This window comes from Promicromonospora soli (assembly GCF_014653785.1).
GTDB lineage: Bacteria > Actinomycetota > Actinomycetes > Actinomycetales > Cellulomonadaceae > Promicromonospora > Promicromonospora soli.
Genome location: NZ_BNAS01000006.1, coordinates 23960 through 35223 on the forward strand (window position 1 = coordinate 23960; position 11264 = coordinate 35223).

General features: G+C 72.8%; 12 protein-coding genes. 4 read left to right on the plus strand and 8 right to left on the minus strand.

What is annotated here, in order from left to right; genetic code table 11:
• The first annotated feature begins 1 nt into the window (after position 1).
• Positions 2–1099, plus strand: coding sequence for a YihY/virulence factor BrkB family protein (locus IE250_RS18345; protein WP_189670759.1), 1098 nt, complete (start codon positions 2–4; stop codon positions 1097–1099).
• Here IE250_RS18345 and IE250_RS18350 read toward each other — a convergent pair.
• A complete protein-coding gene (locus tag IE250_RS18350) occupies positions 1087–2673 on the minus strand; it encodes an NAD-dependent epimerase/dehydratase family protein (protein WP_189670760.1) in 1587 nt (528 codons plus the stop codon). The two genes, IE250_RS18345 and IE250_RS18350, sit on opposite strands and share 13 nt — an antisense overlap.
• Before the next feature lie 139 nt (positions 2674–2812).
• On the opposite strand from IE250_RS18350, the gene IE250_RS18355 reads away from it, so the two are divergent.
• Both IE250_RS18355 and IE250_RS18360 read left to right on the plus strand, forming a co-directional pair.
• Positions 2813–3535: an esterase/lipase family protein gene (locus IE250_RS18355; protein ID WP_189670761.1), complete on the plus strand. Its 723-nt coding sequence runs from the start codon at positions 2813–2815 to the stop codon at positions 3533–3535.
• Positions 3536–3611: 76 nt separating this feature from the next.
• Positions 3612–4529 (plus strand): DNA-3-methyladenine glycosylase family protein, encoded by a 918-nt coding sequence (locus IE250_RS18360; protein ID WP_189671091.1) that lies wholly within the window; start codon positions 3612–3614, stop codon positions 4527–4529.
• A gap of 100 nt (positions 4530–4629) precedes the next feature.
• Here the strand turns inward: IE250_RS18360 and IE250_RS18365 are convergent, their stop codons facing one another.
• The 5 genes from IE250_RS18365 to IE250_RS18385 form a co-directional block, all read right to left on the minus strand.
• Positions 4630–6141 carry a glycoside hydrolase family 43 protein gene (locus IE250_RS18365; RefSeq protein WP_229872577.1) on the minus strand — a complete coding sequence of 504 codons (1512 nt, stop codon included), beginning with the start codon at positions 6139–6141 and terminating at the stop codon, positions 4630–4632.
• An 81-nt stretch (positions 6142–6222) separates the two neighbouring features.
• Positions 6223–7395 (minus strand): MarP family serine protease, encoded by a 1173-nt coding sequence (locus IE250_RS18370; protein WP_189670762.1) that lies wholly within the window; start codon positions 7393–7395, stop codon positions 6223–6225.
• A 439-nt stretch (positions 7396–7834) separates the two neighbouring features.
• Entirely contained in the window at positions 7835–8245 is a 411-nt protein-coding gene (locus tag IE250_RS18375; protein WP_189670763.1) for a nuclear transport factor 2 family protein, read from the minus strand.
• A complete protein-coding gene (locus IE250_RS18380; RefSeq protein WP_189670764.1) occupies positions 8236–9042 on the minus strand; it encodes an MBL fold metallo-hydrolase in 807 nt (268 codons plus the stop codon). Before IE250_RS18380 ends, IE250_RS18375 begins: the two co-directional genes overlap by 10 nt.
• Positions 9043–9145: 103 nt before the next feature.
• Positions 9146–9640: a MarR family winged helix-turn-helix transcriptional regulator gene (locus IE250_RS18385; protein ID WP_189670765.1), complete on the minus strand. Its 495-nt coding sequence runs from the start codon at positions 9638–9640 to the stop codon at positions 9146–9148.
• 61 nt (positions 9641–9701) lie between these two features.
• On the opposite strand from IE250_RS18385, the gene IE250_RS18390 reads away from it, so the two are divergent.
• A complete protein-coding gene (locus IE250_RS18390) occupies positions 9702–9956 on the plus strand; it encodes a hypothetical protein (protein WP_189670766.1) in 255 nt (84 codons plus the stop codon).
• A gap of 1 nt (position 9957) precedes the next feature.
• On the opposite strand, the gene IE250_RS18395 is transcribed toward IE250_RS18390, so the two are convergent.
• Both IE250_RS18395 and IE250_RS18400 read right to left on the minus strand, forming a co-directional pair.
• Positions 9958–10884 carry a diguanylate cyclase gene (locus IE250_RS18395; protein WP_189670767.1) on the minus strand — a complete coding sequence of 309 codons (927 nt, stop codon included), beginning with the start codon at positions 10882–10884 and terminating at the stop codon, positions 9958–9960.
• Positions 10881–11264 carry a chemotaxis protein CheW gene (locus IE250_RS18400; RefSeq protein ID WP_189670768.1) on the minus strand — a complete coding sequence of 128 codons (384 nt, stop codon included), beginning with the start codon at positions 11262–11264 and terminating at the stop codon, positions 10881–10883. The genes IE250_RS18395 and IE250_RS18400 overlap by 4 nt, the downstream gene beginning before the upstream one ends.

An 11264-nucleotide genomic window follows, 5' to 3' on the forward strand; every position in this document is an offset into this window, starting at 1 on the left:
CATGGAAGGCATCGACCGCGCCGCCGAGCGGGCGGACGCCCTGCCGCCGGACGACCCGCGCCAGCCGGGCTCGCCGCCGGACCTGCGCCGCAGGACGTGGACGTACGTCCTGCGGACCACGGTGCGGCAGTTCTCGCGCGACCAGTGCCTGGACCTGGCCGCCGCGCTGACGTACTACGCGGTCCTCGCGGTGGCGCCCGCCCTGCTCGCGCTCGTCTCCGTGCTCGGGCTCGTGGGGGACGGCGGGGAGGCGGTCGAGCAGGTGGTCGGTACGCTCGACGGCGTCGTGCCGCCGGAAGTGCTGGCTGTCGTCGAGCCCCTTGTCCAGAACGCCGCCGAGGGCGGGGGCCGAGCAGGGCTCGCCCTGGTCCTCGGTGTCGTACTGGCCCTGTGGTCCGCCTCCGGATACGTCGGCGCGTTCGGGCGCGCGATGAACCGGGTCTACGAGATCGACGAGGGCCGGCCCGTGTGGAAGCTCATGCCGGTGACGCTGCTTGTCACGCTCGTGGCCGTCGTCATGGCGGCCCTGATCGTCGTGGCGCTCGTGCTCAGCGGGCCGGTTGCCCGCGCGGTCGGCGACGCCGTCGGGCTAGGCACGACGGCCGTGACGGTCTGGGGCATCGCCAAATGGCCCGTGGTGCTGTTGCTGGCCGCGGTGCTCATCGCGATCCTCTACCACGTCACGCCGAACGTGCGGCAGCCCAGGATGCGCTGGATCAGCGTGGGGGCGGTCGTCGCGATAGTGGCGTGGATGCTCGCGTCCGCCGGGTTCGGCCTCTACGTCGCGACGTTCGCGAGCTATGACGCCACGTACGGTTCGCTGGCCGGGATCATCGTGTTCCTCTTGTGGCTGTGGATCACGAACCTCGCGCTGCTCTTCGGTGCGGAGCTGGACGCCGAGCTCGAGCGCGGCCGTGAGCTCCAGGGCGGCATCGCCGCGGAGGAGTCCGTGCAGCTGCCGCCCAAGGACGTGCGCGCGAGCGAGAAGCGGGAGGCGAAGCGCCTGGATGACGTCGAGCGCGGCCGCGAGCTGCGCGTGGCGGCTCACCGGGGCGCGGCGGCCCACCGTGCCGACGACGGCGACGGTCACCGCTCCTGATACCGGAACGCCCGCTCGCGCGCGTACTCGTGGAACCGTTCGAGCATCTCGATCTGCTGGTCGGCATGTTCGATGAGCTCGTCGAGCTGCGTGGCGTCCAGGCCTATGTCGTCGGCATGTTCGAGCAGCGTCTGCCAGCCGCTGATCTTGCCCAGGACCGCCGACCGCATGAGCTCCGCCTCGAGCACCCCCGTCATCGGTGACCGCTCGACGAGCCGGCCGTTGAGCTTCAGCCGCCCGGCCTTCTCGCCGAGCCAGAGCGCCGCCTGCCGGTACCGGCGCCGCGGCACCTCCAGGAGTTCCAGCAGGTCGAGGTAGAGCTCCCGCTCGGCCCGGATCTGCTCGGTGGCCTCGGCCAGCTCGGCGTGGAACGGCGTGTCCCGGTAGGCGCGGGTCATGCGCTCCATGCGCTCCAGGCCCGCCGTCGCGCCGCTGAGGTGGTCGGAGAGGTAGAGGCCGAAGAGGTAGCGGTCCATCGAGTCCGGGATCCGCGCGTCCCCGCGGTGCAGCAGCGGCATCACGGAAGTGCCCGTGGGCCGGGGGGTCGCGGGGCGGAGGGGAGCGGAGCGCAGCCCCTGCCCGACGGCCATGCCCGCGAGCAGCTCCTCGACCGCGTATGCGGCGGTGCGGCGCGGTGCCCACCCGAGCTCGGTCCGGATCCGGGCGGTGTCGAGCACCGGCACGGCCATCGCCATGTCGAGCCAGCCGGGATCGGCGCGGACCACCCGGCTGCCGTAGGCGGCGGCAACCGCCATGCGGCAGGCGGCGGGCGGCACCTCGATCAGCCTGCCGTGGTCGACGATCCGCGCGAGGTCCTCGCCGCGGAGCACGTCGTCCGCCGCGACGTTGAACGCGCCGCGAGCACGCTGCACGATCACGCGCCGGTAGGCGTCCGCGGCGTCGTCGGCGTGCACTGCCTGCATGCGCAGGCCGGTGGGCAGCGGCAACACGGGCAGCCGGCCCTGCTGCAGGAGCTGGGTGGGCACGATCGGGCCCAGGAAGTAGCGGACCACCGACTGGGCTGCGTCGGCCTGGAAGATCAGCGCCGTCCGCAGCCGCGCCACCTCGATGTCGGGGTGCGCCGCCTCGAACTCGTCGAGCACCCGCTCCTGCGCGGCCTTGTCCACGCTGTAGTGCGACGTCGGGATGCCCTCGGCGCTCCAGTCCTCGCGACGCGGCGTGTCGTCGTCGACGGGGGAGTACGCACCCACCGACGAGGCGACGACCAGGTGCGGCACACCGCCGCGGGCCACGGCCTCGGCCACCCGGCGGGTGCCCTCCACGTTGGCGCGGCGCAGCATGTCGCGCTCGCGGTTGGGCTGGACGAGCCAGGCAAGGTGGACGACAGCGTCCGCGTCGCGGAAGTGCTCGGCGAGCTGCGCGACGATCGTCTCGTCGGCGCCCTCCGTCGCGACGTCGGCGGCCGCCCACTCGGCATGGAGATAGGGCTCGGCGCTCCGGTCCGGTAGCCGCCGGGCGATCCCCAGCATCGACGTGACCTTCGGTTCCTCGTGCAGGGCCCGCAGCAGGGCGGTTCCGGCATTTCCGGTGGCTCCGACGATGACGACGCGCATAGGGCCACGGTTGCACCGGGCCAGGGAACTCGCCATCCGGCGTCACGCATCTCGCGTGCGGGGGCGTGTACACCCATGCTGGCGGTATGTCAGGCACTACCGTGCGCGAGGCATGGCGGTCGGCGGAACGGGGCATCGGGTGACCGAGCGACGTCGCGCGCCGGGCCCGGCGCTCGCGCGGCTCGGCGCGTGGGCCGCGGACTACGCCTGGGCCACCGACCGGCAGCTGCGCCACCTCCTGCGCCCACCACTGCCCGCCGTGCCCAGCGACCGGCTGCCCAGCGACCGGTCGCCCGTTGTGCTCCTGCCCGGCATCTACGAGACGTGGGAGTTCCTGGGCCCTGTAGCGACCGCGCTCGCCCGCGCGGGCCACCCGATCCACGCCGTCCCGGGTCTGAAGCACAACGCCCGGCCCGTTCCCGAGTCGGCCGACGTCGTGGTCGAGCACCTCGAACGAACCGGGCTGGCCGGCGCCGTGCTCGTGGCGCACAGCAAGGGCGGCCTTATCGGCAAGCGCGTGCTGCTCTCGCCCGCCAGCGACCAGGTGCTCGGCATGGTCGCGATCGCCACGCCGTTCACCGGCTCGCGCTGGGCCCGGTACATGCTCCCTCAGGCGCTGCGGTCGTTCGACCCGCGCGACCCGGTGCTGCTGGCGCTCGCGGGCGAGCTCCTCGTCAACGAGCGCATCACTGCCGTGTACCCCCGTTTCGACCCGCACATCCCGGAGACCGGCGAGCTTCCCGGCGCACGGAACATCGAGCTCCCGCTGTCGGGCCACTTCCGGCCGCTCGGCCACCCCATGCTGGTCAACACCGTTGTGCACGAGGTGGCGCGGGTGGAGACCGAGCACGCGGTCACCTGAGCTCGGCGGCTCGTGGGTTTGTGCGTGCGTGTCGGCCGTCCGGGCGTGTCGCCGGCCGGGCGTGGTCCACTGGGGTGTGCTCACCGTCCGCCACACCTCGCCGCGCCGGCTCGACGTCGGCCTGACGCTCGGGCCGCTCGGACACGGTCCGGCGGACCCGACGTTCCACCGGGCCGCCGACGGGTCCGTCTGGCGCACGTCGCTGCTGCGCACCGGCCCGGTGACGCAGCGGTTCGCGCCCGCCGGGCCGCACGAGGTAGTGGTGCACCTGTGGGGTGACGGTGCCCGCGAGGCCGCCGAGGCACTGCCGGTGCTGCTCGGCGAGGACGACGACCTCACCGGGTTCGTGCCGCCGCAGCAGGCGCACCTGGCCCACCGTCGCGCCGCCGGCATGCGGATGACGGCGAGCGGCCGGGTGCTGGAGGCCCTCGTGCCCGCTGTGCTGGAGCAGCGCGTGCAGACCGTCACGGCGCACCGGGCGTGGCGATGGCTCGTCATGCGGTACGGCACGCCGGCGCCCGGCCCGGCGCCGGAGGGGATGCGGAGCGGGATGCGTGTGGTACCTGACGCGCGTACGTGGACCCGCGTGCCGGTGTGGGACTGGCACCGCGCCGGCGTCGACCCCGGACGCGCACGAACGGTGGCGCGGTGCGCGCTGGTCGCGCCGCGGCTCGAGGAGGCATCGGCGATGGCGCCCGCCGAGGCCCGCGCGCGGCTGGAGAAGGTGCAGGGCGTGGGGGTGTGGACTTCGGCCGAGGTGGCACAGCGGGCGTTCGGCGACGCCGACGCCGTCTCCGTGGGCGACTTCCACCTGCCGGCCGCCGTCGGCTGGGCGCTGGCCGGCGAGCGCGCGGACGACGCCGGAATGCTGCGGCTGCTGGCGCCGTACGCGCCGCACCGGCACCGGGTGGTGCGCCTGCTGATGATCGACGGGCGGCACCGCGCGCCGCGGCGCGGGCCAAAGCTGCCGATCGCGGACTACCGGGCCATGTGAGCCGAGCTGGAGGCTGGGTCGCCGGTCAGGCCGCGGGTCGTCGGACGAGGAGAGCGATGAGGGAGCCCGGGTCGAGAACCCGCGCTCCCTCATCGTCTGGTCATCGAGACACGTCCGCCACGAGCGGCGTATAGCGCACCTCCGCGACGTCGACGACGCCGTCGAGCGCCCGGAGGCCGACGACGCGCCCGGTGAAGCCGCCGGCCACCTCGGTCGAGAAGTACCGGCCGTCGAAGCGGGTCAGCTCGTGCTCAGTGCCGTCGACGACGACGGACAAGCGCACGTCGTCCGGCCCGCCCGTCGTCGGAGGGAGCGCCTCGGCCCGGAGCGTGAGCGACGGCCCGGCCAGCGTGACCGCGGCACCGTGCTGCGTCTCGAGGGGACCGATGCGGACGACGGCGTGCACGTGGCCGCCGTCGGCGCGGATCTCGCACCAGTGGGCGTCGTCCAGGCGCAGCAGGAGCGCGCCCGACCCGTGCGCCAGGCCGAGGTCGGCCTCGAAGCGCCATGCGGGGTCCACGACGCGTGCGGTCAGAGCGCCGACGACGGCGCGGGGCCCGCTTCCCGGGCGAAGCTGGAGCCCGCCTCCGGGCTGAGGTGCCGCGACCTCCGACAGGCCGGCACCGGGGGAGACCCACCGGGGGTGCAGTCGAGAGCCGTCGAAGGTGTCCGTGTACGACGTGTCGCGGACCGGCCCGCTGTGGCGGTCCTCGTCGACCACGGGCCAGTCGTCGACCCAGTCGATGCCCGCGAGGAACGTCTCGCGGCCGTTGACGTGGAACATCGGCGTGACCCCGCGCGGCCGCACGCCCAGGTAGACCACTGCCCAGCTGCCGTCCGCGTTCTCGACCAGGTCGGCGTGGCCGGTGTTCTGGACGGGGTGGGTGGTGCTGCGGTGGCTGAGCACGGGGTTCGTGGGGGCGCCGGTGTAAGGGCCCTCGGGCCGGTCCGCACGCGCTACCGAGACGCTGTGGCCGCGCTCCGTCCCGCCCTCGGCGATGAGCAGGTACCAGTACGCGCCCCGCCGGTACAGGTGCGGCGCCTCGGGGTGGGCGAGCCCGATCCCGCTCCACAGTGGTCGCGGCGCCTCCAGCACGGTACCCGTCTCGAGGTCGACCCGGGCCTGGGCGATGCCCCGCAGCTCCGGGTCGCTGGAGCAGTACGTCACGTAGCACGTGCCGTCCTCGTCCCAGGCGAGGTCGGGGTCGATGCCGCGCAGGCCGGTGAGGAACGTCGGGGCGCTCCACGGCCCGCTGGGGTCCTCGGCGGAGACGACGAGCTGTCCGGGGCGGCCGGACACGTCGGTGGTGATCAGCCAGAACCTGCCGTCGTGATGGCGCAGGGTCGGGGCGTACACACCCCCGTCGGACGACGCATGCCCGGCCAGGAACTGGTCGGGGCGGTCGAGGATGTTCCCGACGAGGGACCAGGTCAGCAGGTCGCGGCTGTGCCACAGGGGGACACCCGGTGCGTACTCGAACGACGAGTTCGCCAGGTAGTAGTCGTCGCCGACCCGGCAGACCGAGGGGTCGGGGTGGAAGCCAGGGATGATCGGCACGATGCTCGTGAGGGCGGCGGGAATGACGGCGGGCTGGGTCTCGGTGGTGGTCACTTGGTTCCTGTCGCTGCGCTGCAATGGATGAAGTGGCGCTGGAGGCCACCTCACATTACCGGCCTCCCGTCCGGCTCGTTGTCAGCCCGCGCAGCGTCCCGACGACACCGGGGTGTCCAGGCCGGCCGCCTGGGCCGCGACCGGGCGCAGCTCGGCGTTTGTCATCGCATAGCCGATATCGGCCTCGGAGTCGGCGCGGGCGAAGATGACGCCTGCGACCCGGCCGTTGGTCGTCAGGACCGGTCCGCCCGAGTTGCCGGGACGCACCACTGCGGCCAGGGAGTAGACCTCGCGGTTGGCGCCGCGGCCGCCGTACGCGCCCGGCACGCGGGCCGTGTTCACGCCGAGCACCCCGGCGCTCGTGGAGGTGAACGGCCCGCCGTACGGGTAGCCCTGCACGACGGCGCGGTCGCCCGTCGTCAGGGTCGGCGCCATGTCGAGCGGTTCCGCGGTCATGCCCTCCACGGCGATCACGGCGAGGTCGTCGACGGGGTCGAAGTACACGACGCGCCCTTCCAGGGCCGCGCTGTCGGGAAGCTCGACGACCGGCCGGTCCACGCCGGCCACGACGTGCGCGTTGGTGACGAGCCGGTCAGGGGCGACGACAAAGCCCGACCCCGTCGAGCTCTTTCCGCACGCGTACGCGATGCCCGAGATCCGGGCCACCGACTGCGCGGCCTCCTCCAGCTCGGGGTTGTCGAGGTCGACGGCGGGCACTACCGGGGCCTGCCGCGGCACCAGCAGGATGTTCAGCCGGGGCAGGCCGTCGTCGAGCACCATGGCGCGCATCTGGGCGAGCGGGCGGCCCACCGCGGGCGGGGTCAGGTCCTCGATGGTGCGCAGGACGGCGGACGACGAGACCGCCGAGGCGACGCCCGGCGCGCCGGTGGCCACCACCGCGTTGCCGACGAACGAGAGCGCGAGGGCGGCGACAACAACGTTCGCCACGCCGCCGAGGAGCCGCTCGAGCGGACGCAGCGACGTGCGGTCCACGCCCTGCCGCAGGTTCCGGCCAAGGCCCGCCCCGAGCGAGGCGCCGAACAGCGGCAGCATGACGGCCACGGCGACGGACACCGGGCCGCGCCACTCCGAGCTGGGGAGCCAGTCGTTGACCGCGGGCACGGCCCAGAAGGCAGCGAGGCCGCCGAGGATGAGGCCGACGAGCCCGCCGAGCGTCGCCAGCAGGCCCCGGCTGAGCCCGGCGGCGAGGGCGAGCAGCAGCACCACGAGGAGCACGAGGTCGAGAACCGTCACTGGGGCTCCTTCGGGGGCGGCGGACGTGAGGCTGCGGGAGAAGACGAGAGTAAGCGCGGAACCTGTGTGCAGTGTGCCGCAACCCGGCTCCGTCACCCGATCCTCAGATTTGCGGCGAGAAGTTCACAGGCGCTCTCGGTTCTTTCGGACCGGCTCCGTTGAGCACCCACGCCGAGCTCCTCGCGTCCGGCGGGCCCTACGCCCGGCCGTGGGCGGCATGGCGGCGCCACCGGGAGTGACCTGGGAGACCTCACCCCGTGGGGAAATCCCGTGTCTCTGGTGTCGAACCGCAACCTGCGCGTCCTGGCGATCGTCCATCCGAAGGTTACGGGTCTACCGAGGGGTCGATGGACCCGCAACCTTCGGCTCGAGGCCCTAATTGACGCGCAACCTGCGGCTCGGCGCCGTCGGGCGTCGTGATGGACGCGGGACTTGCGGCCTACGCCGTCGCCGCGTCGCGGACGAGCGCGGTGTCGACGAACTGCTCGAAGCGCACGATGAGCCCACCCCGCACGACGAAGTGGTGGGCGACGCGCACGTTCAGCTCCTTGCCGGTGCCGCGGTGCGCGGCCGTGTAGCGCGCGAGCACCACGACGTTCTCGCCGTCGACGACGTACGTGTCGTCGTGGGCAGCCCAGCCCTCCCACTCCTCGGCGAGCCGCGTCATCACGTTCGAGGTGACGCCCTCGGGCGTGCGGTAGGTGCCGGCCAGGGGGAAACCGGCCATCTCGGTCCACTCGACGTCCGGCGCCAGGGTGGCGCGCAGCGCGTCGAGGTCACCGGCGGCGGAGGCCAGGTACTGCCGGCGGACGACGTCGCGCGGCGCCGTCGACGTCTCGGTCAGCCCCACGTCATCTCACCCTTCGCGACCTTCGCCCCGATCTGGGCGGCGATCAGCATCCCGGAGCCGGGGTAGGCCGCCACCAGAGCCGCGGTCGTGGCGGCGCCGTCGGCCGAGCTCTCGAGGATGCGTTCGAAGTCGCGCAGGTAGGTGCGGGTGTAGTCGATGGCGCTCGCGTCGTTCGCTGTTTCCGGGAGGCGGTGACCGGCGACGACGAACGCCGGGTCGAGCGCCTGCATCTCGTCGAGCAGCTCGATCCAGGCCGCACGCTGCTCCGGGGTCGCGGTGTCGGCCACCCACACGTGCTCCTGCTGGAAGAGGAGCACGCCGCCGATGATCGCCCGGTGCTCGGCGTTCCACAGGTAGTGGCGGTCGGGCAGGCCGGCCGGGCCGCCCCGGAGCTCGAACCGGGAGCCGTCGACCTCGATGACACTGCCGTCGAGCGGCTCGATCTTCGCCAGGCGGGTCGGCAGGTTCGGGCCGAGCGCGGCCCACGCCTTCAGCTTGCCCTCGTACGAGGCCTCGATGTGCTCGATGACGATGGGGGTCGCGACGATCCTTGCGTCCGGGAACGCGTCCGCGACGACTTCGAGGCCGAAGTAGAAGTCTGGGTCGGCGTGGCTGACGAAGACCGTGCCGAGGGTCTTGCCGGAGTCGAGGATCGCGGCGGCGAGACGGTGTCCGTCGGCGCGTGTGAAGCCGGCGTCGACCAGCAGGGCCTCGCTCTCGCCGGTGACCAGGACTGCCGACTTGTTCTTGGAGCCGGCGGGGAAGTCGAGGTCGAAGACCTCGAAGGACAGCGTCATGGTGAATCCTTCCTCGGGGCGCCCGGGGAGGGGCCGGGCGACGCGGCGCGCTTGCCGCATGCCGACCTAACAAAGGCTGACTAGTCAGCTATTCCCGAGGAGCTCAGGGCATCACGGGAAGCTGCTGCTCCGCACTCTTGCTGAGCGTGCGGATGGCGACCGCGAAGGTCTCGGCCTGGTCGGCGGGCAGCACGTCGACGAGGTACCGCTCGATGTTGCGCGCGTGGACCGCGCTCGCGCGCAGGAGGAGCTCCTCACCGGCGGGCGTGAGGAAGATGAGCTGCATGCGCCGGTCGGACACGGAAGGCCTGCGCTCGATGAGTCCCTGGTCGGCCGCCCGCTGCACCAGGCGCGTCGCGCCGCCCGAGGTGAGGACGCGTGCCTGCGCGATATCCCGCACCGGCACGCCGTCAGGCCCGCCGCGGCCCACCACGAGCAGCAGCTCGAACAGAGTGTGGCTCAGGCCGGTCTCCTCCTCGAGCGCCCGGCCCAGGATGTACTCGAGCCGGTTCGCGGCGCCGAGCAGTCGGCCGAAGACCAGGATCCGGGGGTCGTATGCGGCCTCTCGGGAGGAAGAGAACTCAGGCGGCGTGCTCACCCGCTCAGCGTAGGCGAGGTGCTGGCCCGGGCGGCCGACGACAAGAAGTGCGCGGAACCAGGTGGCGCCGGCTTCCGACCCACTGCCCGGCACGCCGCTGGTCACCCGCGGCCTGGTCGCGGCCGGGCGAGCGCTCCTAGCCCGCGGGTACGCGCGGGCCTACGCCCAGGGCTCGCGGCGGCCGCTCCAGCACGTGGAGTCGTGGCTGGCCGTGCACACCGCGGCGCGGTTGTCGGAGGGCATCGTTGCCGAGCGACCCCGGCTCATCGGGCTGCTCCGCGACGCCTGGCGCAAGGGCGAGACGTTGGAGCGGTAGTTCACGGCGCTCGGAGGCCGGCCGAGGCAGCCGTGGCGATCTGGTTCCGGCCGGCCAGCTTCGCCTGGTAAAGGCGGGCGTCGGCAAGCTTGACCATGGCCTCGGAAGATCCGAAAGGGCCGAGCGCGCAGCCGCCGCTGACCGTGACGGTGATGCTCTGGCCGTCCGCAGCGACAGGCTCCGCGGCCGTCGCCGAGCGGATCCGTTCGGCGACCGTGAAGGCGCCGTCGAGTTCGGTGTGCGGCAGGATGAGGAGGAACTCCTCACCGCCCCAGCGCCCGCCGACGTCGCCGGCACGCAGCTCCCGGCGCAGGCGGCCCGCGAAGGCACGCAGCACCTGGTCACCGGCCGAGTGCCCATAGGTGTCATTGACCAGCTTGAAATGGTCGACGTCCAGCAGCACCACCGACAGCGGATACCCGTGCCGGAGCGAGTCGCTGTGCCGGCGAGCCAGCTCCTCGTCGAGAAACCGCCGGTTGTAGAGACCCGTCAGCGAGTCGATACGGCTGAGCTCCTCCAGTGCGGCATTGCGCTCCTGGAGCTCGTCCTGCAACTTCTTGACGTGCGACGCCGCCGCGACACGGGCCAGCAGCTCCGCTCCCTCGAACGGCTTCTTGAGATAGTCGTGCGCACCACCGCGCAGCCCCGACACCACATCGTCCATCGTGCTCCGGGAGGTCAGGAACACGACCGGGATGTCCCGCAGCTCGCTGTCGCCCTTCAGCTCGGTCAGCACCTGGTACCCGTCCAGGCCGGGCATCTCCACATCGAGGAGCACGACGTCGGGCGGGTCCGCACGACACTGCTCGACCGCGTCCAGCCCGTCCACGGCCTCCACCACGCGGTAGCCCTCGGTCTCCAGACCGTCCCGGACCACGGCGCGGATCACGAGCGAGTCGTCGGCGATCAGGACCGTCGTGGCGCTCATAGCCGTCCGGCCAGTGCGGTCGGGTCGGCGACGAAGACGATGCCGTCGTCGGCGTCGATCGTCCCCGAGACGAGACGATGGCGGCCCTGGCCCTTCGGAGCAGGCCGGATGTCGTCGGCGTCGACCCGCCGGAGGCCGGTGACACGGTCGACGAGCAGGCCGAATGCCTGTCCCTGGGCCTCGATCACCAGGATGTGCCGGCCGCTCGCATTGAGCGGGGAGATCACCGTCAGGGGTGGGTCCCCCGGGATGATGCCCGCGACGTCGGCGGCCGTGTCCGGCAGCGGGATCACGTCCGCGGCGGTGCGGACCGAGCGAGCTGCCTGCAGGGGCAGGCAGTATGCCGCGCCGGCCGCCCGGAAACAGACCATCGTCGTCAT

Bases quoted from the DNA above. Each gene is read 5' to 3' on its own strand.
- IE250_RS18345 (WP_189670759.1), top strand. From the start codon at position 2: ATGGAAGGCATCGACCGCGCCGCCGAGCGGGCGGACGCCCTGCCGCCG.
- IE250_RS18350 (WP_189670760.1), bottom strand. From the start codon at position 2,673: ATGCGCGTCGTCATCGTCGGAGCCACCGGAAATGCCGGAACCGCCCTG.
- IE250_RS18380 (WP_189670764.1), bottom strand. From the start codon at position 9,042: ATGACGCTGTCCTTCGAGGTCTTCGACCTCGACTTCCCCGCCGGCTCC.
- IE250_RS18395 (WP_189670767.1), bottom strand. From the start codon at position 10,884: ATGAGCGCCACGACGGTCCTGATCGCCGACGACTCGCTCGTGATCCGC.
- IE250_RS18400 (WP_189670768.1), bottom strand. From the start codon at position 11,264: ATGACGACGATGGTCTGTTTCCGGGCGGCCGGCGCGGCATACTGCCTG.